The organism is Streptomyces sp. CNH287, assembly GCF_000424825.1.
This window is the reverse complement of the sequence record NZ_AUKQ01000016.1, coordinates 56372-75645: the sequence shown is the minus strand read 5'-3', so window position 1 is coordinate 75645 and position 19274 is coordinate 56372. Positions and strand designations below refer to the sequence as shown.

At 74.3% G+C, this 19274-nt stretch carries 13 protein-coding genes; 4 read left to right on the top strand and 9 right to left on the bottom strand.

All coding sequences use genetic code 11. The features are described from left to right. Window positions 1-56: 56 nt before the first annotated feature. From H299_RS0117420 to H299_RS0117410, 3 genes are all read right to left on the bottom strand, one after another. On the bottom strand, window positions 57-869 hold the full coding sequence (locus H299_RS0117420) for a Pvc16 family protein (RefSeq protein WP_027749438.1): 813 nt from the start codon (window positions 867-869) through the stop codon (window positions 57-59). Next, the gene (locus H299_RS0117415) at window positions 866-4177 is read right to left on the bottom strand and encodes a hypothetical protein (protein ID WP_486587326.1); all 3312 of its coding nucleotides are present in this window, start codon (window positions 4175-4177) and stop codon (window positions 866-868) included. Before H299_RS0117415 ends, H299_RS0117420 begins: the two co-directional genes overlap by 4 nt. A 146-nt stretch (window positions 4178-4323) precedes the next feature. Further along, on the bottom strand, window positions 4324-5040 hold the full coding sequence (locus H299_RS0117410; protein WP_027749436.1) for a response regulator transcription factor: 717 nt from the start codon (window positions 5038-5040) through the stop codon (window positions 4324-4326). A 206-nt stretch (window positions 5041-5246) separates the two neighbouring features. On the opposite strand from H299_RS0117410, the gene H299_RS0117405 reads away from it, so the two are divergent. Continuing rightward, the gene (locus tag H299_RS0117405; RefSeq protein ID WP_027749435.1) at window positions 5247-6620 is read left to right on the top strand and encodes a hypothetical protein; all 1374 of its coding nucleotides are present in this window, start codon (window positions 5247-5249) and stop codon (window positions 6618-6620) included. A gap of 414 nt (window positions 6621-7034) precedes the next feature. On the opposite strand, the gene H299_RS34735 is transcribed toward H299_RS0117405, so the two are convergent. After that, complete coding sequence (locus H299_RS34735; protein WP_051262574.1) at window positions 7035-7490, bottom strand: cytidine deaminase; 456 nt, start codon at window positions 7488-7490, stop codon at window positions 7035-7037. 454 nt (window positions 7491-7944) lie between these two features. Here H299_RS34735 and H299_RS37630 point away from each other — a divergent pair, with 454 nt between their 5' ends. Then, complete coding sequence (locus H299_RS37630; RefSeq protein WP_486587312.1) at window positions 7945-10557, top strand: Hsp70 family protein; 2613 nt, start codon at window positions 7945-7947, stop codon at window positions 10555-10557. Window positions 10558-10580: 23 nt separating this feature from the next. Here the strand turns inward: H299_RS37630 and H299_RS0117390 are convergent, their stop codons facing one another. Beyond that, window positions 10581-12086 carry a hypothetical protein gene (locus H299_RS0117390; RefSeq protein ID WP_037759493.1) on the bottom strand — a complete coding sequence of 502 codons (1506 nt, stop codon included), beginning with the start codon at window positions 12084-12086 and terminating at the stop codon, window positions 10581-10583. A 260-nt stretch (window positions 12087-12346) separates the two neighbouring features. Here H299_RS0117390 and H299_RS0117385 point away from each other — a divergent pair, with 260 nt between their 5' ends. Further along, window positions 12347-13546, top strand: coding sequence for a glycosyltransferase (locus H299_RS0117385; protein WP_027749433.1), 1200 nt, complete (start codon window positions 12347-12349; stop codon window positions 13544-13546). Here H299_RS0117385 and H299_RS34720 read toward each other — a convergent pair. From H299_RS34720 to gmd, 4 genes are all read right to left on the bottom strand, one after another. Next, entirely contained in the window at window positions 13509-14426 is a 918-nt protein-coding gene (locus tag H299_RS34720) for a glycosyltransferase family 2 protein (protein WP_106965812.1), read from the bottom strand. The genes H299_RS0117385 and H299_RS34720 overlap by 38 nt on opposite strands. 23 nt (window positions 14427-14449) lie before the next feature. Next, complete coding sequence (locus tag H299_RS0117375; RefSeq protein ID WP_051262572.1) at window positions 14450-14986, bottom strand: hypothetical protein; 537 nt, start codon at window positions 14984-14986, stop codon at window positions 14450-14452. Next, a complete protein-coding gene (locus H299_RS34715; RefSeq protein ID WP_051262571.1) occupies window positions 14983-17094 on the bottom strand; it encodes a CBM96 family carbohydrate-binding protein in 2112 nt (703 codons plus the stop codon). The genes H299_RS0117375 and H299_RS34715 overlap by 4 nt, the downstream gene beginning before the upstream one ends. A gap of 74 nt (window positions 17095-17168) precedes the next feature. Further along, window positions 17169-18182: a GDP-mannose 4,6-dehydratase gene (gene gmd / locus H299_RS0117365; RefSeq protein ID WP_027749431.1), complete on the bottom strand. Its 1014-nt coding sequence runs from the start codon at window positions 18180-18182 to the stop codon at window positions 17169-17171. Between the two features lie 120 nt (window positions 18183-18302). On the opposite strand from gmd, the gene H299_RS0117360 reads away from it, so the two are divergent. Beyond that, entirely contained in the window at window positions 18303-19274 is a 972-nt protein-coding gene (locus H299_RS0117360) for a GDP-L-fucose synthase family protein (protein WP_027749430.1), read from the top strand.

Below are 19274 nucleotides of genomic sequence, written 5' to 3'. Positions count from 1 at the left end.
TGCCTGCGCCTGCGCCGCCTGCGCCGCCGCGTCCGGGGGGCTGTGGACGTCCAGGCTCACCGTCCCGTACCCCCGCGCCGTCTGCGGCCGGGCGGCAGCGGGCGCTCGCGCGGGGCCGCGAGGCCCTCGGAGCCGGGCGGACCGGCGTCGCGCCCGTACCGCAGGCGGCGCGCCGGGCCCGTCGCCGCACCGGCCACGGGGGCGGGCTCCGCACGGCGCTCCGCGCTCCGTGCCGCACCCTGCTCCGCGCCCCGCCCCGGGCTGGTCCCCGGCCCGGGGAGCGGCACGTCGGTCTCCTCCCGTTGTGCGGCGGCCCGCAGCACCAGCCCCTCGGTGACCGGCGGCCCGGTGCCGGTGCGCGTGCCGGACAGCGGCGCCAGCACCCGCAGGTCGATCGACGGCTTCAGCTCGCCGCCCAGCGCCGACCACACCTCCGACGCGGAGGGGCCGTTCTCGCTCCCGCCTCCCGCGTCGAGGGTGACGGCGAGGCGGAGTTCGGCGAGCGTGCCGGTGAGCATCCGCTCGGGCAGCACGTCCGTCCCGGTCAGGCAGCGCAGTGCCTGGGAGAGCAAGCGGTGCTCGTCCTGCGGGCGGTTGGTCCACGCGGTCACCAGGTAGGCGAGTTCGAACCACCGGGGCGGGGTCCGCCGGCCGACCAGCGTGCCGTCCGCGTCGTACTCCTCGGCCGTGCCGGTCTGCCGCCGGGCCGCCTCCTCGCGGATGCCGTGCAGGAAGACGCTGATCGTGGGGGCGTTGCGCCGTGCCGCCCAGTCCTTCGTCGGGGCGTCGAAGACCAACTCCACCCCGCCGCCGGTCAGACCACTCTCGGTGAGCAGCAGCCGCAGTCCCTCGTCCACCTCGTGGATCATCGGCGCCGCACCTCGTCCGGGGGCTGGACGCTGCCGTTGACCACCAGGAACGGGGTGTCCACCGGGCTGAAGCCCGCTCCCCGCGCGGTGATGGTGCGCGGGCCCGTCTGGTCCTTGGCGAGGATCAGCAGCTGGGCCGCGAACCTGCCGTCGCGGCCGGGGAGCGTGGGCGCCGCCGAGGCGGTGATGCCCGGGTCCCAGCTGAGCCGCACCGGCACGCCCGGCGGGAAGTCCCGGCCGCGTACGGAGGTCACGAAGCCGGGCTTGCCGAGGGCGGGCACCGCGACGATGCGCGGCTGGAGGATGCGCAGCGGCTCCCGTGCGGTGTTGTCCGCGCGGTCGGCGTCCGTCCCGGTCGTGGTCAGCTTCCCGGTGATCGTGGTGGTGAGCGCCTTCTTCGGCGCCAGGACGACACGCAGGACCGTCGAGGCTCCCGGCTCCAGGTCGCCCAGCGCGCACGCGGTGCGGGTGCACCCGGCGGGCAGCCGCCCGGTGGGCACGCCCCGGGGCAGGCCGAGTTCCAGCCGCAGCCCGGTGGCCAGCGCGTCGGCCCGGTTGCGCACGGTGTAGCTCACCGTCACCCGGCCGCCGACGTAGCCCGGTGCGGGCTGCGCGTCCAGGGCCAGGCCGGGGCCTGCCGTCGCGGGCCGGTCGGCGGGGGGCCGGGGGGACTCGGCCGGCGGGTCGGGCGCTTCCGGCGCGGGCGGCGTCGGAGGCGGGCTCGACGGCGGGTCCGGGGGGTCCGGCGGGTCCGGGGGATCGGGCGGGTCGGGCGGGTCCGGCGGGTCGGGCGGGTCCGGCGGGTCGGGCGGGTCCGGAGCGCGGACCGGTACGACCGTACTGCCCGCGTTGTCACTCGGGTTCGGGTCGAGCACGGCACCCGAGAGGGACCAGCCCACCCGCTGGTCCCCGGCCGCCAGGCCGATGACCTCCGCGCTCACCCGCACCGTCGCCCCGGCCTCGAGCAGGCCCAGGTCGCACTGGAGCGAGGCGGCGTCGCACCGTCCGCCCGGCGAGGTCAGCCCGGCGAGCCGGGCGCCTGCCGGGAGCGCCGCCGTGAACGTGCTGCCCGGCGAGGGGGAGGGCCCGTGGTTGGTCACCGTGATCGGGACCGTGACCCGCTCGCCGGTCCGTACGGCGTCGGTGGTGCCGGGCGCGCTGAGCGCAAGGTCGACCGACTGCTGGAAGGCGGGCTCCTTCTGGCGGCCGGGCATGTAGTCGGTCAGGGGCGTCAGTTCGCCGCCCTCGAGGTCGAGGATCGACAGCCGCTCGGGCGAGTTCGGCTCGACCGCCCGGCGTTCGGACAGCACGAGCCGCGCCCCGTCGGGGGACCAGGCGACGTCGCGGGGCTGGAAGGGGCCGCCGGTGGTGGTGTCGGGCAGTTGCCGGGTGCAGGCGTCGGGTGTCTGGTCCAGCCCCCGGGGCAGCACGACCGTGCAGTCGTCCCCGTCCAGCGAGGCGACGAGGACGCCGTTGCGTTCGTTGCTCCGGCCGCCGCCGTCCTTGCGGTTGAACGCGAGGGTCCGGCCGTCCGGCGAGAACGCGGGGCTGTCGTCGATGACTTCGCAGCCCTGGGGGCACATCCGCGCGCTGCGGTCGGTCTGTTCGCCGAGCGCGTCCGCGCGCGCCGTCCAGACGTGCTTGTTGCCGCCGTTCCCGTAGATCTGGGCGGTCCGGGTGAACGCGAGCAGCGAGCCGTCCGCGGACCAGGTGGGCTGGGCGTCGCTGGCACCCTCCTGCCCGTCCGGCGGCCGGACGGTGCCGACGATCTCGCCGGTGTCGGCGTCCGCGATCAGGACGCGGCCCGGCCCGGAGGCGGAGCCCACGCCGCCCGGCGAGGTCCTGGTGAAGGCGAGGAGGCGGCCGTCGGGCGAGAAGGCGGGGTCGGTGTCCCAGTCGCCCGCCTTACGGCCCGCCAGCCGCATGGGGCGGGGGTCCTCGCCCTCGGCGCCGGTCAGCCAGACGCGTTCGACGCGCCCCGCGGCCGAGTCCTCGAACCGGGTCGCCACGAGGCCCCGGCCGTCCGGCGTGTAGCTCTGGCGCTCGGTCCACGGATCGAAACCGGACCGGGGCTGGAAGAGCGGATCGTTCCTGGGATCGGTGTTGTCGTAGGCGGCCGGGTCCTCTTCCAGGAGTGTCAGGCCCAGGTCCCTGGGGTCCGCGCCGTCCGGCCTGATGTCCGAGAGCCGCGCCAGGTTCGGCGCCGGGGCGCTCGTACGGGAGACGACGACGTCGCCGTCCGGCCCGGAGTCCAGCCAGGTGGGGGAGCCGAGGTTGCGGTCCTCCGCCAGCACCAGCCGGGGCGGCGCGGCCGAATCCGCGCCCGCGCGGTGCACGTTCTCGTACGGGGCGGCCTCGCCGCTCACCCGGTCCGGGCTGAGGAAGAGCACCTCGTCGCCGCCGGGCAGCCAGTCGGCGGAGCGGGACCGCCAGCCCGCCTGGATTCCGGCGAGGAGCGGGCCCTCCTCCCCGGCGGGCGTGGTGACCCGCAGCCGGGGACCGGCGCTGCCGTCGGGGTCGAAGGTGTAGGCGATCCGGTCGCGGTGCCCGGGTTCGTCCACCGGGTTCCACACCGGTTCGATCGCGTCGCCGTCCGCCGCGTCGGTCACCGGGCTGGCCGTGCCGCCCTCCAGCGCCCGTACGTAGACCTGCTCGCGGCAGGTGCAGGCGTCGTCGCTGGAGTAGGCGAGCCGGGTGCCGTCGGGGGAGACGCTGGGCCAGCGCTCGTCGGCCGCGCTGTCCGTCAGCTTCCGCTGGCCCGACCCGTCCGTCCCCACGATCCACAGGTCCCGCTGCTTCTTCCCGTCGGGGCCGCCGGGTTCGGCCGAGTCGAACACGACGGACTTCCCGTCCGGGGTCAGCCTCGGGTGGCCCGCCTCCCGGCCGGAGGTCAGCTTGCGCACCTCACCGGCGGACGTCCGCAGATACACCTGCGGGCGGGTGTCGTCCCGCAGGCTGATGAAGACCAGGGCGCCGTCGCGGGCGGAGGTGTGCTTGTCGAAGTGGGCGGGACCGGGGCCGAAGAGCGGATCGCTGCGCCCCGTGTCCGCCACCCGGCCCAGGCTGCGGTGGTCCGTGCCCGCGTAGGTGATCCGCAGGGAGCCGGCCGCGGGCGAGGGGGCGGGCGCCGCGGCGGCGGCCGGTGCGGCTTCGGCGCGGCCGGGCGCGGAGAGGTCCGCGCCGGCCGTCACCGTCGTCAGCAGCAGCGCGGCGGCGAGCGCCGGCCGCGCCGACCGGCCCGCCCCCCTGGCCCACCGCCTCGCCGCCCCCGCCCACCGGCCACGCCCGGCGAAGCCCGTGGTGCCGATCACGCTCCACCTCACAAGTCCGCACGAGAGTTCTCCCGCCGCCAGCCTGACCGGCCGCGCCCGAGCGGCACAGGCCCCGGGGGCCCGCGCCGGGGGAAAGGCGCGGTGACCGTGAGGGCAACGCCGCCGCGCCGCGGGCCCGGCGGTCAGATCAGCCCGTGACGCAGGGCGTGGCCCACCGCGTGCGCGCGGTTGCGCAGCCCCAGCCGGGTGGCGACCTCGTGCAGCACGTTCTTGACGGTGCGCTCCGAGTACGAGGTCTTGGCCGCTATCTCCGCCGTGTCGTACCCCTCGGAGACCAGCCGCAGCATGTCCGACTCCCGTGCCGTGAGCGGGGAGAGGGTGAGCCCCCGCGGGTCGAGCATCGTGCGCTGGAGGCTGCCGACGTGGTCGAGGAGCTGGCCGAGCAGGTCCCCGGGCAGCACGCCCTCGCCCCTGGCCAGCGCGGAGATCAGATGGACCAGCCGGTCCTGGTCCGCCTCGGTGCGGCGCAGCACGGCCACCGCACCGCAGTCGATCATGGTTTGCAGCGCCGCGGTCTCGAAGCGCCCCACGACCAGGCCGGTACGGGTCGCGGCGTTGCGCTGCAACCGCCGCAGCAGCTGCTCCGCCGAGTCGTCCAGCTTGTCCACGACCACCAGGGAGATTCGGGCCTGGTCCGCCTCGGCCTCCCGCAGCAGTTCGACCTCCGGCCGCTGGCGTAACAGATGAGTGATGCCCGCGTACAGGACCGGGTCCTCCGCGTACACGGCCACGGAGACCCGGGCGGGCTTGGTGTCGACGACCTCCCGTACGGCGGACCAGCGCCGTACGGCCTGCTGCCCTGGTGCGTCGCCTGCGTGGCACTTCTCGACCGACGTCATGAGTGGTTCCGCTCCTCTTCGCACGTGCTGGTCAACCGTCCTGTGCGGGCCGGGCACCGGGTGCCGCGCGCCTCCGTGCCGTGGTGCGGGGGGAGCCGGGGCGGTGCGGCGGTCCGGGCGCGCTGTGCCCGCAGGGCAGCGACCGTGCCCGCGAACTGCCCTCGTGTCCCTCTCGCCGGACCACCCGGCAGCCCTACCGTCCCGCTGTGACCACAACTGCCGAACTCGAGATCCCGACCCTGACGGTGTCGCCGGGCGGTGAGGCCTCGACGACCCTGACCGTGCGCAACGACACCGACATCGTCGAGGCCTACACGTTCGAGGTGGTCGGGGACTGCGCCGCGTGGAGCACCGTCGAGCCCGCCCGCGTCTCGCTCTACCCCGGCACCTCCGAGACGGTGACCGTACGGCTCACGCCCCCGCGCTCGTCCGCGGTCCGCGCGGGCGAGGTACCGCTGGCGGTACGGGTGCTGCCCGTGGAGCACCCGGAGTCGGTGACCGTGCCCGAAGCCACGGTGACCGTCACCGCGTTCCACGAACTCCGCGCCGAACTGGTGCCCCGGCGCCGCCGGGGCTGGCTCCGCGCGAGGTACCGGGTGTCGGTGCGGAACCAGGGGAACGCCCCGACGGGTGTCGCCCTCACAGCGGACCAGCCGGGCGAGGACCTCACGTTCGGCTTCACGCCGGACAGTCCGCAGCTCGCACCGGGCGAGTCCGCCGAGGTCCGGCTCCGAGTCCGCGCGGGCACGCCCGTCTGGTTCGGCGAGGGCACGGCATGGCCCTTCGAGGTCGCCGTCGACCGGGGCGGCGAGGGAGCCCCCGCGGACCGGAAGGGCGCCCAGCGGCACCCGGACCAGCGCGCGGAGCCCACGGAGCAACGCGTCGCGGTCGAGGGCGAGTTCGTCCAGCTCGTGCTCTTCCCGAAGTGGCTCATCGCGCTGCTCGCCGCGCTGCTGGCGCTGCTCCTTGCCTGGTTCCTGCTGGTGCGGCCCGCGGTGAAGAGCACGGCGAAGGAGGCGGCGGACGACGCCGCCAAGGAGAACGCCGCCGTGGCACGGGAGGATGCGGCCAAGGAGGCGGCGGAGGCCGACGGGACGGTCCCCGAGGCCGAAGGCGAGGGCAAGCCGGGCGGGCGGGGCGGCGAGGAGGGGCGTACCGGCGGCGGGGGAGAGGGCGGGCGCGAGGGGGAGCGCACGACCAGTTCGGGCGTCCCGGGGACGGGCCTCCAGAGTTCGGCGACCATCGATGTGCGGACCGGGAGCGGGAAGAAGAAGGACGGCGAGTACCAGGTGCCCGAGGGCAAGGTGTTCGGGATCACCGACATCGTGGTGGCCAACTTCCAGGGCGACGAGGGCCTGGTGACCGTGACCTTCGGCGACCGCAAGATCACGACCATCGCGCTGGAGACGTTCCGGAACCAGGACTACCACTGGGTGACGCCGATCGAGGTCCCCGAGAACCAGACCGTCACGATGAGCGTGACCTGCGCCAAGCCCGGCACTCCCGCCTCCGGCGAAGCCGCCTCCGACTGCAACGAGGTACTGAACGTCAGCGGCATCATGAGCGACATCGACGACTGAGGGAGCGACACGGGCATCGGCTTCTACCCCCGGTAGGGCGGCGGCTGGGCGGTGTTCCGTCGTAATGGTGAGAACGTATCGGGACGTACGGGAGCGTGGCTGGTACGCGCCGCGCAGATTTCGTCCAGTTTTAAACTTGTTCTTTCGTCCGCCTGATCATCAGGGTGGCGCGCGGGGCGCCTTGCCGGCGGCTGCGCGGGGCCGCCGGTGCGGTGCTGGCCAGGCAGGACGGGCGGGCGCACGGCTGCGGGGCGACCTGGGGGCGGATGGCGGCCGGAGTGACTCCCGCGGTGCGGGATCTGACAGGAAATGACCGAAAGCCTACGAGAGCGGCGCCGCCGGGCTCTGTCCGCCGGAGCGGATTCCGGAACGCGCGCCGCCACGCGCGCGCCGGTCGCGCCCCGGTCGCCCCGGTCAGCGACCGCCGGACGCGTCCCCCTGGTACGCGGTCGATCCCCCCTCGGGGCTCCACGCGAAGGCGAACGGCACCAGGTCCTCGATGCGGACGCTGCCCACGCCCTGATCCGTGGGCAGGATGACGCGGATGCCGGGGTGGTAGTCGAAGAGCACCTGCCGGTCCCTGCCGCACGGCCCGATGACGCCCCGCCCCAGGTTCCCCACGGCGACGATCGCGGACAGCTCGCGGGCGCCGGAGGCACGCGCGTGGCCCAGCGCGACGAGTTCCGCGCACGGGCCGCCGGTGAAGTGGTAGAGGTTGATCCCGGCGTACGTCGTGCCGTCGACGGCACGGACGGCGGCGCCCACGGTGTGGATTCCGTCCTCCCCGTCGGTGTGCGCGTCGACGACGGCACGGGCGAGGTCGATGAGTTCCTGGTCGGCGGCGGTGAGTTCCTGTACCGGAAGGTGCATGGCCGCAGGCTACGACGGCCGCGCTTGGTGTGATCGGCTGGTGCCATGGATGCGATGTGGACAAGTGTCGTGGCGGTCGCGGGCATGCTTCGGCGATCTCCTCGTCCATGGCCTGGTGACGGCGGGCCAGGCGGCGCAGAGCCGCCCGCGTGGCGGCCAGTGGGCGGGACAGGTCGTCACCCGGCTCTTCCCGCTGCTGGACGGGCCCCCGGGGGCTCCGGGCCCGGCGTGAACGCGGCGGCGCCCCGCCGCCCCGCTGCGCGCGCCCCGCCGGCCAACCGTGCTGGTGGCCGCCCGGCTTGGTGCCCGCGCTGTAGGCTTTCGCTCTCCTGACCGGACGGCCCCGCTCCTGGCCGCTGGGCCGGGAGAGGGGGCCCGTCGCCTTTCTCGGCGGAATGCCGGGGCCCGGGGCCGGGTACCAGGGTGGCGGCTGTGGTGGTGGGGTAGGGGTCGGGTGGACCCGTGTGGTCCGGACGGGGGAAGGGGCCGGGTGGAGCCGTTGAAGACGGGGGATCCGGAGCGGGTCGGGGAGTTCTTGCTGCGCGGACGCTTGGGTGCCGGAGGCATGGGCGAGGTGTTCCTCGGCCGGTCGCCGGGTGGCCGGGCGGTGGCGGTGAAGGTCGTGTATCCCCACCTGGCGCGGCAGCCTGAGTTCCGGCGCCGTTTCGGCCGGGAGGTGGCGGCGGCCCGGGCGGTGGGCGGGGCGTTCACCGCTCCGGTGGTGGCCGCAGGGCCGCAGGACGACCCGCCGTGGATCGCGACCGTCTACATTCCGGGGCCGGACCTGGCCCAGGCCGTGGCGGAGTCCGGGCCGCTGCCAACGGACTCGGTGTGGGCACTGGCGGCCGGGCTGGTGGAGGCGCTGCAGGCCATCCACGCGGTCGGCCTGCTCCACCGTGATCTCAAACCCTCCAACGTGCTGCTGGCCGCCGACGGCCCCCGCGTGATCGACTTCGGGATCGCCCGGACCCTGGACTCCACCGCCCTGACGGCCACCGGTACGGCGATAGGCACGCCCGGCTTCATGTCCCCGGAGCAGGCCGAGGGCGGTCGGGTGGGCCGGGCCGGCGACGTCTTCGCGCTCGGAGCGCTGATCGCCTTCGCCGCCAGTGGTGTCGAACCGTTCGGCCAGGGCCCGCCCCTCGCGGTCCTGCACCGCGTCGTCAACGGCCCGCCACGCCTGGACGCGCTCCAGGGGCCGCTGCGCGAACTGGCCGCAGCCTGCCTGGCCAAGGACCCCGGGAAGCGGCCCGATCTCGCGGAACTGCTGGCGCGGATCTCCTCCTACTGGAGCCCGCCGGACCACTTCCCCGGCGTCTCCCCCTGGCCCCACGCTGTGACCGCCCTCATCCGCAACCGCGTCACGACACCGACCGCTTCGTACACCCAGCCCGGCGGTCCCGCTCCGGCCCACGACGCACCCACTGCCACCACGCCGCGGCGGGAACATCCAGCCGGCCAGGACGCCAGGGCACGGCGGCCCCGCCGGCCTGCGGACCCTCCGGGGGCCGCCCGCCCCTCAGCGAGCGGACCGGAGGCTAGGCGCCTGCCCGCCGTCGGCATCGACGTCGGTACGAGGCACGTGGCCGCCGCTTTCCTGGAAGGCGGGAAGGTGCGGCTGATCCCCAACACCGGGGGAGCGGTGCGGACACCGAGCCTGGTGGCCGTCACCGCCGAGGGAGAGATCCTCGTCGGCACGGCCGCCGAGCGGCAGGCGGTCACCAACCCCGAATACACCGTGCACGCGGCCCAGCGGAACCTGGGGACGGACTGGAGCATCACGCGGGGCGACGTCCGCCTCACGGCGGAGGACGCCGTCGGGCTGCTCCTCGCCCGCCTGCGCGAGGACGCCGAGGTGCACTTTGGAGGGCCGCCGTGCGGGGCCGTGCTGACGGTGCCCGCCTGCTTCGGGCTGGACCAAAGGGCAGCTCTGCGGCGGGCCGGTGAGCAGGCGGGGCTCCCCGTTATGCGGATGATCAGCGCACCCGTGGCCGCCGCACTGGCATACGGCCTGGATCGCGGCGACGACGACACCGTGCTGGTCTTCGACCTCGGCGGAGGGACGCTCGACGTCGTACTGGTCAGGCTCGGCGACGGTGTGGGGGAGGTGGTGGCGACCGCGGGCGACCACCATCTCGGCGGTGACGACTGGGACATGCGGATCGTCCAGCACCTGATCCAGCGCGTACGGCAGCGGTACGGACTGGATCTCGCCGACGACGCCGTGGCGACGCAGCGGCTGCGGGAGGCGGCCGAGGCGGCGAAGAGGGAACTGTCGGCGGCCCGCGCCGCCTCCCTCCAGCTGCCCTACCTCGCCTCCGGCCCGCACGGGCCCGTGCACCTCGACGAGACCCTCACCCGCGAGGAGTTCGAGGCGCTCACCCGGGATCTGCTGGAACGCTGCCGACGGCCCGTCGAGCACGCACTCGACGATGCCGGGCTCACACTCTCCGACGTCGACCAGGTCATCCTGACGGGCGACGCCACCCGGATGCCCGCAGTGGGCGAACTGGTCCGCCGGCTCAACGGCGGCCGGGAGCCCTGGCGGGGCCTCGCCCCGGAAGGTGCCGCCACCGGCGCCGCCGTCCACACCGGTGTCCTGACCGGTGTGATGAAGGACATGCTGCTGCTCGACGTCTACGCCAACTCGATAGGCGTCGAGACGGAAGGGGGCATCAACACGAAGCTGCTGGAACGGAACACGACGATCCCCACGAAACGCAGCGAGTTCTTCACCACGCACACGCACGACCAACCCAGCGTGGTGATCCACGTCGTGGAAGGCGAACGCCGCGAGGCAGCACGGAACAGGACCCTCGCGGTCCTCGAAGTGGCCCTCCCGCCCGCTCCCAAGGGCGTGCCCCAGATCGAGGTCGCCGTCGACATCGACGCGAACGGCCTACTCCACGTCACGGCCGAGGACTGGGGCACCGGCAACACGACCACGGGCACCGTCGATGTCGCCGCCGCCGCGCTGGTCGGCTCCGCCCGATGGCCCGGCCTGCGCGCGCACGTCCCCGTTCCCCTTCCTGAACCTGTCTCCGAAGCCGGTCCCGAACCGGACTGAACCGGACTGAACCGGCCGTGACGTCACCGCAATCGCTTGCGGGGCGGCTGGTCGCGGAAGGTGGTGACCAGTACCAAGCAGAGCGCGGCGATGGCGATCCGCCCGGAAGCCTGGAGAAGCGGCCCGCGCAGCAGGATGAAGCTGTACCCGGCGACCAGCGGGATCACTACGGCCGGGAGGTTGCCCGGCCCGGTGTCGTCGAGGGTCTGCCGTACGTAGCGGCGGTCCGCGCGGGCCGCCAGGTAGCCGACGCCCAGGAAGCCGCCGAGCATGCCCAACGGGCCGAAGTCGAGCCAGAGTTCGGCCCACAGGGGGGAGGAGAGGTTGGTGTTCCGCATGCCCATCCACTCGCCGACCCGCACCCCCGAGTCCTCCGCCTTGCCGCCCCACACGGACCGGGGCACGAAGAAGAGCGCGGTGGAGGAGAGCTGCCCGCCGTAGGTGTGCCCGGTGCCCGCCTCGGCGAAGGAGATGGTGTTGGCGAACATGCCGATCTGGTCGTAGTCCTTGAGCGTGAGCGGTACCAGCAGCGAGTCCGACTCGGGCAGGCGCGCGCCGTCCTCCTCGTAGCGGAAGCGGTCCGCGAAGGGGAAGACGACCAGCGCGATGACCACCCCCAGCGCCAGCGCGCCCCGGTACATCACCGGACTGCGCGGGAAGGCGGTGAACAGCAGCGCGAAGAGCACCGTCAGGAACCAGTAACGCGGGTTGGAGACGGGGTTGTTGACGATCACGTTCAGGCCGAGCAGGCCCGCCCACATCAGCAGGACGGTCGGCCTGCGCCGGGCGGTGCGCGAGGTGACGAGCCAGCGGGTGAGGAAGAGCAGCGCCAGCAGCGCGGGCACCGTACCGAAGCCGCGCAGGAGCGCCGAACCGGCCTGCGAGGCGGCTGCCGCGCCCGCCTCTGCGCCCGTCGCGCCCCGTACGCTCTCGCTGATCCCCTCCCGGCTGCTGAAGAACACCCCGACGCCGCCCAGTTGCACGATCATCAGCGCGCTGCCCGCGTAGGCCAGCGCCACCAGCAGGTAGAGCCGGGGCCGGTGCACCGTCGCGGAGCGCCGCACGCGGCGGCCCCGCACCGAGGGGCGGTGCCGGGCCAGCAGCGCGCCCACGTCGAACGCGACGACGCCGCCCAGCACCAGCACGAGGGCCTGCACGGTGTCCGAGCCGGGGCCGACGACCGGCGTCGGCGTCCGGTCGAGGACCGTCTGTGCCAGCGGCGCGATGCCCAGGGCGATGTAGACGAACAGCCAGAAGGAGCCCTGCACCAGCCGCCGCCGGGCGGTGAGCACCATCGCGGCCAGCCGGGCGCCCGCGTAGCAGCACAGCGCCAGCTGGAGCCAGAACGCGGATTCCCGCATCCCCGGGCCGGGCTGGGTGGCCACGGCCACCGGCAGCACCACGACCGTCCCCAGCACCAGCGGCACCGCCAGCGCGCGGGAGAGCGCGGCGCGCGGCGCGGCACGGCGCAGTTCGGCCGAATCGCGTAACGCGGCGGACGTGACGCCCGCCCGCTCCTCTACGCTCACGCGGGCCACCCCCTCCGCATCCGCGGACTCCGCGCTGAATCCTAGCCAACGGGGCCGGTAGGCTTCTCGGCACGTTCACAGACATCTGCCGACATGCTGCTGTGAGGCGCTGACGGGCTGACGGGCCGCCGCAGTGCGTGCGCCGCCACGGCGCGGGGCAGCGCCCGTACTCCCGTACCGTGCACGGGCGGTCACCGCGAGGTCGTAAGGTGGGCGGATCGCGTCCTGGGGGCCGGGTGGGGCGCGGGGGAGGGGAGCCCGTGAAGGTCCTGCACGTCGTCACACTGCACACGCCCACGCACGACTTCGGCGGCCCCACGCGCGTCGCGCTCAACCTCTCGCGCGGCCTGCGCGCACGCGGCACCCGCGCGGTGGTCGTCGCGCTCGGCGACGGCTTCCCGGCCGGGGAGCCGCTGCCGCGCGAGGTGGACGGCGTACCGGCGCGGCTCTTCCAGGCCCGGCACGTGCTGCCGAGGTTCGAGGTCAGCGGCATCACCTCGCCCGCGCTGCTGGGCCGGGCCCGGCGCATGGTGCGCACGGCCGACGTCGTGCACGTCCATCTGATGCGCGACCTGGTCACGCTGCCCGTGGCGCTCACCGCGCTGTCGTGCCGCCGCCCGCTGGTGCTCCAGACGCACGGCATGATCGACCCGACCGAGCAGCGCGCGGCGCGGCTGGTCGACGTGCTGGGTCTGCGCCGGGTGCTGAAGCGGGCGGACGCCGTGCTGCACCTGACCGAGCAGGAGCGGCGGGACACCGCGGCCGTGGTCGCGCCGGAGGCGATGGCGCCCGCCTACCGGCTCGTCAACGGCGTACGGCCGCAGGAGCGCCGCCCGGTGCGGGACGGGCAGGACGGGCGGCGGGCCCCGACGGTGCTGTACGTGGCGCGGGTGCAGGAGCGCAAGCGCCCGCAGGACTTCGTACGGGCGATGCCCACCGTGCTCCAGCGGCACCCCGGCGCCCGCTTCGTGCTCGCGGGCCCGGACACCGGGGCGCTGGCGGACGACATGCTGGCGCTGGCGCGCGGCCTGGGAGTGGGCCACGCGCTGGAGTACGCGGGCCCGTTGGAGCACGGCGAGGTGCTGGCCCGGCTGCGGGAGGCGGACGTCTACGTGCTGCCGTCGGTCGTGGAGCCGTTCGCGGTCTCCGTGCTGGAGGCGATGTCGGTCGGGCTGCCGGTGGTGGTCGCGCGCGGCGGCGGGCTCTCGCCGGACGTGGCGGCGGCGGGCGCGGGCCGGGTCGTGGACAGCCGCGCGGACCCGGGCGCCGACGAGGGCAACGGTGAACTCGTCGGCCAGGCCGTGCTGGAGCTGCTCGACCCGGCCGCCAACGCCGCCGCGTCGGAGGCGGCGTGGCGGCTGGTGCGGGACCGCTTCACCCTGGAGGGGGTCGTGGAGACGCTGGAGGGGATCTACGACCACGTCATCGAGGAGCACGCCCGGCGGCGGGTGCGGCGCTGACGGCGGCGCCGGGGTCAGAGCCGGGCCCGGGTCCGGTGGCCAGGTCGGGCCGCTGCCCGTACTCCCGTGCCTTGAGGCCGATCTGCCACCGGTAGAAGCTCATCGCCAGCGCGTAGTCGAGACCGGCCCGCCCGTCCAGGAACCCGCGCTTGTAGAGGTACGCGTAGCCGAACGACACCAGCGGCTTGAAGGGCGCGCGGTGGAAGAGCTGCCCCTGCCGGGTCTTCGCCTGCCGGATCTGCTCCCGCACCAGCGGGTGTCCGGCCAGCCACGCCTCCCAGTCCGAGTAGCGGTTGTGCCGGTCGAACCAGGTGCGCACCGGGTCCAGGTCCTGGTGCTCGATGGTCCCCTTGAGCGTGTGCACCGGGTCGGCCAGCGGCTGGTAGTGGCCCTCCTGCTCGCCCATCCCGGGCGCCGCCAGGTCGTCCGGCTCCGGGAAGCGGCAGCGCGTGCGGTCCAGCAGGGCGCGCTTGACGATGGTGTAGCCGTGCCGCAGCCGCCTGCCCGCGAACCAGTAGCCCAGCGGGATGTCGAACGCGGCGGGCCGCAGCGTCCTGCCCGCCGGTACGGCGAAGATCCGGCGCAGCTCGGCGAGCAGCTGTGCGCTGGGCGTCTCGTCGCCGTCGAGGAAGAGCAGCCAGTCGGTGCCGGTGTGCACGTGCTCCAGGCACCACTGCTTCTTCTTCGGATAGCCGCCGTCCCAGCTGTACGGCACCACCTCGGCGCCCGCCTTGGCGGCCAGCGCGCGGGTGTCGTCCGTGCTGTCGGAGTCGACGACGACGACCGCGCGGAAGTGGCCGGCGACGGAGCGCACGGTCGAGGTGATGTTCTCGGCTTCGTTCTTCGTCGGTATCACGACGACGATGGGCAGGGGGTGCACGGTTTCGCTCCTCGTCAGCTGCATCAGCTCTTGCCCGCCGCGTCCAGCAGCGGCCGGTGCTCGGGGCACAGGTGGCGGACGGCGTCCTCCGCGTTGGCGATCTCGCCCGCCTTCAGGGCGCTCACCGCGGCCTCGCGGTCTGCCTCGGCCGTGCTGCCGATCCGGTCGCAGGCCGCCTGCCCGGCCTCCAGGACGGCCGCCGGATCGGTGCCCTGCGGCACGCGGCCGGTCAGGTACTTCTTCTGCTTCTTGGTGAACGTGCCGGTGGCGGGGGTGAGTTCGGAGCTGGGCACCTTGGGTCCGCCGTCGGCCTCGTCCCCGGTGCCCGGCTCGTCGCCCGCGTCCTTCGTGGGTGTGGCCGGGGCGGGCGCGGCGGTCGGTGCGGTGGTGGGCGCGGTGGTCGGCGCCACGCTGCGCGCGCTCTCCGGACCGCCGCCCCCGTCACCGCCCGCATCGCCGTCCCCGTCGTCCCCGCCGCCGCACCCGGCGGTGAGCAGCAGCGCGGCGGCCAGCAGCACGGCGGGCAGGGCGGCCCGGACGGGGCCGGTGCGCGCCCTCACACCGCCTCGAAGGTGAGCGTGAGCCGGGGTGCCTGCGCCGCCCCGGACTCCTTCGCCCACAGCCAGAGGCTGTCCGTGCCGGTGCTGGTGAGCGCGAGATCGAGGTTGCCGCCCAGCTCGCCCGCCAGCGGCGCGGCGCTGAGCGCGACGGTGCGGTCGGTCTGCAGCTCGGTCGCCCCGCTCAGCGTGCCCAAGGTGGTGGAGCCCAGGGCCGGTTTCGTCGCGTAGGTGACGGCCGACTCGGACCAGCTGCCGGTGACCGGCCTTATCCGCACGTCGTCCGCCGACCCCGCCACCGCGTCGCCGCTGGTCCGTACGGTCAGCTTCGCCCCGGTCAGCTCCATGCCGCTGGGCGCGGCGGGCAGCGCGAACCGCACGTAGCTCTCGTACGCCGAGGTGCCGCGCACCGCCAGCTGCTGGTGTGTGCCGTAGGTGGCGGAGGCGGCCGCGCCATTGACGTACGCGTCAGCGGTGGCCGCCCGCTCCACGGTGGTCTCCACGGGCGTGCCCGGCGTCGTCACCGTGGCGCCCGCGGACGCGGAGCTGGTGTTGGCGCCGCCCGCGTCGCTCGCGGTGACCCGGTAGGTGTAGGCGGTGCCGGGCTTGGCGGTCGCGTCGGTGAAGCTGGCGGTGGGCCGCTTCCAGAAGAAGGAGTCCGCCGTCATGGTGTGCACGGGCGTGCCGGAGCCGTTGCGGTAGACCTTGTACGTCAGTGTGGAGTCGTCCTCGTCCAGGCTGGTGCGCCAGCTGACCTTGACCTTGCCGCCGGTGACGTTGGCCGCGGCCACCTGGTCCGGCACGGTCGGCGCGCCGGTGTCCGGGCCGCTCGCGAACCGTACGAGGCCCTGCTGCTTCATGTTCCCGTGGGTGACGATCCGGGTGAACTCGCCGCCGACCCACAGGTAGTCGGTGCCCGCGCGGGACGAGGCGACCATGGTGCGCGGGCCGATCTGCTCGGTGCCCGCGGGGCCGTCGTCGGTGTCCGGGAACCAGGACAGCAGCGGCTTGGGGTTGTCCACCGACTCGGCCAGCAGGTGCTGGCGGTCGTCCATCTGCGGGAACTGCCCCATGCTGGAGCAGTCATGCGCGTGCGAGGCGCTGTAGAGCACGGAGTCGTGGACCGCGACGTCCTGGGTGGCGCCCAGGCAGGTGTCGCGCCAGCGCTCGCCGAAGCCGTCGAGATCCAGGGCGATCCGGCCGTCGAAGACGCCGCCGCCGGTGCCCTCGTTGGCGGTGTAGACGCCGGTCTCGTCGACGGTCAGGCCCTTGACCGTGGAGGCGCGGTGGATGAACGTGGAGCCGTAGGCCCTGGTGGTCGCCCCGGACGTCGCGTTGACGACGGCCAGCGCGTGCGACGCCTTGCCGCCGACGGTGTCGAAGTCGCCGCCGAGGACGACGTTCCGGCCGTCCGGGGTCACCTCCAGGGCGCGGGCGACCTTGTCGGCGTTCGGGTTCCAGGCGGTGAGGGCGCCGGAGGTGCTCACGGCGGCGAAGCGGCTGCGGTTCTGCCCGCCGACCTTGGTGAAGTCACCGCCCAGGTAGACGGTGCCGCCCGAGACGTCCAGGGCCCGTACGGTTGCCGAGACGGACACCTTGAAGTCCGGCTTCACCGAGCAGTCGGCGAGGTCGATCGCGGCGACGTTGCTCACCGAGGTGCCGTTCACCGCGCCGAACCGGCCGCCCGCGTAGAGCGTGCCGCCGTCCGGCGAGACGGTCAGCGCGCGCACCGTGGCGGTGCCGGAGCCCACGGTGAAGGACAGCCGGCAGCTGGTCGGCGCGCCGGTGGCGGCGTTGAAGGCCGCGAAGTTCAGCGCCTCGCGCTCCCCGGTGCCCGGCTCCGCGCCGGGCGGGCGGATCGCTGAGAAGGTGCCGCCCGCGAAGACGACGCCCTCGTGCTGCGCCATGGCCCACACCACGCCGTTGGTCTGCCAGGTCGGCAGGTCGTCGGCCGTGAACCCCACCGGCGGCGTCACGGCGTGTGCCGGGGCGGGGGCCAGCAGCTGCGCCCCCGTCCAGGACGCGAGGGTGACCGCGAACGCCGCGAAAGCGGCGCCCGCCCGCCTGCGCCTGCGCGCCGCGCCGTTCGTACCTCGCCCGCTACCTCGCATCGAACCCCACCTCGTCCGCTTCCGTGTGCCCTGCGCCGTGCCGTTCCCGTGCTGCTCCGCCGTTCCCGTGCGCCTCACCGGTCGATCCGTACGGCGGCGCCGGTCAGTTCGGCCTCCAGCGCGTCGATGTCCGCCTCGACCATGATCCGGGCCAGCTCCGGCCAGCGGACCCGCGGTTTCCAGCCGAGCACCGACTCCGCCTTGGCCGCGTCCCCGATCAGCGCGTCCACCTCGCTGGGCCGCTCGTACTTGGGGTCGAAGCGCACGTACCGCTCCCACTCAAGCCCGGCCGCCGTGAACGCGGCGCCCAGGAATTCCCGTACGGAGGCCGCCTCGCCGGTGGCCACCACGTAGTCGTCCGGCTCGTCGTGCTGGAGCATGCGCCACATCGCCTCGGTGTACTCGGGGGCGTAGCCCCAGTCCCGTACGGCGTCGAGGTTGCCGAGGTAGAGGTGCTGCTGCAGCCCGGCACGGATGCGGGCCACCGCCCGGGTGATCTTCCGGGTCACGAAGGTCTCACCGCGGCGGGGCGACTCGTGGTTGAACAGGATGCCGTTCACCGCATAGAGGCCGTACGCCTCCCGGTAGTTGACGGTCGACCAGTAGCCGAAGACCTTGGCGACGCCGTACGGGCTGCGCGGGTGGAACGGCGTGCGCTCGTGCTGCGGCGGCGGCGCGGAGCCGAACATCTCCGAGGAGGACGCCTGGTAGATGCGGGTGTCCACGCCGCTGGCGCGGATCGCCTCCAGCAGCCGCAGCGCGCCCATGGCCGTCACGTCGCCGGTGTAGAGCGGGGAATCGAAGGAGACGCGGACGTGCGACTGGGCGCCCAGGTTGTAGACCTCGCCCGGCGCGATCTCACGCAGCAGGTTGACCAGCGCCACCCCGTCCGTCAGATCCGCGTGGTGCAGGATCAGCGAACGCCCGGCCTCGTGCGGGTCCTGGTAGATGTGGTCGAGGCGGGCGGTGTTGAAGGACGAGGAACGGCGCACCAGCCCGTGCACCGTGTAGCCCTTCGACAGCAGCAGCTCGGCCAGGTACGAGCCGTCCTGGCCGGTGATGCCGGTGATCAGCGCGCTCTTGGTCATAGGCGGCACCTCGGGTCCGTCGTGGGGGTGGCCGGGCTCGCGGACCCGGAGGCTCGTACCGCGGGGGCGGCTCGGGCGAAGCCGTCCGCGCCGCGCGGCGCGCTGGCAGAATCCGGGGGCATGAGGCCACCGAAGCAGCTGCTGCCGTCCCGCGCCCGGATCTTCGTCGCGGGCCACCGCGGGCTCGTCGGCTCGGCCGTCGCCCGGCGGCTGACCGCCGAGGGCCACGAGGTGCTCACCCGCGACCGGGCGGCACTGGACCTGCGCGACGCGGCCCGCACCGGGGCGTACCTGCGCGCGGAGCGGCCGGACGCGGTGGTGCTGGCGGCGGCCCGGGTGGGCGGGATCATGGCCAACCAGGACTTCCCGGTGGAGTTCCTGGAGGCGAACCTCCACATCCAGCTGAGCGTCATCTCCGGGGCGCACGCGGCCGGGGTGGAGCGGCTGCTCTTCCTCGGCTCCTCCTGCATCTACCCCCGGCTGGCGCCCCAGCCGATCCCCGAAGAGGCCCTGCTGACAGGCCCGCTGGAGCCCACCAACGAGCCGTACGCGCTGGCCAAGATCGCCGGGATCACCCAGATCCGCGGCTACCGGCGGCAGTTCGGCGCGTCCTACATCTCCGCGATGCCGACCAACCTCTACGGCCCCGGCGACAACTTCGACCTGGCCACCTCGCACGTCCTGCCCGCCCTCGTCCGCCGCTTCCACGAGGCGGCGCGGGAGAACCGGGAAGAGGTGGTGCTCTGGGGCAGCGGCACACCGCGCCGGGAGTTCCTGCACGTGGACGACCTGGCGCGGGCCTGCTCCCTGCTGCTGCGCGTCTACGACGACGACTCGCCGGTCAACGTCGGCACCGGCACCGACCTGACCATCCGTGAGCTGGCCGAGACGGTGCGCGAAGTCGTCGGCTACCGGGGCCGCATCGCCTTCGACCCGGCCCGGCCCGACGGCACCCCGCGCAAGCTGCTGGACGTCTCGCGGCTGCGGGCGCTGGGCTTCGCGCCCCGGATTCCACTGGTGGACGGCGTCCGGGAGACCTACCGCTGGTGGCTGGAGGCGTCCGGGGGCGCGGCCCCGGGCAGACGCTGGTAA

Bases quoted from the DNA above. Each gene is read 5' to 3' on its own strand.
- H299_RS34735 (WP_051262574.1), bottom strand. From the start codon at position 7,490: ATGCACCTTCCGGTACAGGAACTCACCGCCGCCGACCAGGAACTCATC.
- H299_RS0117410 (WP_027749436.1), bottom strand. From the start codon at position 5,040: ATGACGTCGGTCGAGAAGTGCCACGCAGGCGACGCACCAGGGCAGCAG.
- H299_RS0117360 (WP_027749430.1), top strand. From the start codon at position 18,303: ATGAGGCCACCGAAGCAGCTGCTGCCGTCCCGCGCCCGGATCTTCGTC.
- H299_RS0117420 (WP_027749438.1), bottom strand. From the start codon at position 869: ATGATCCACGAGGTGGACGAGGGACTGCGGCTGCTGCTCACCGAGAGT.
- H299_RS34715 (WP_051262571.1), bottom strand. From the start codon at position 17,094: ATGCGAGGTAGCGGGCGAGGTACGAACGGCGCGGCGCGCAGGCGCAGG.
- gmd (WP_027749431.1), bottom strand. From the start codon at position 18,182: ATGACCAAGAGCGCGCTGATCACCGGCATCACCGGCCAGGACGGCTCG.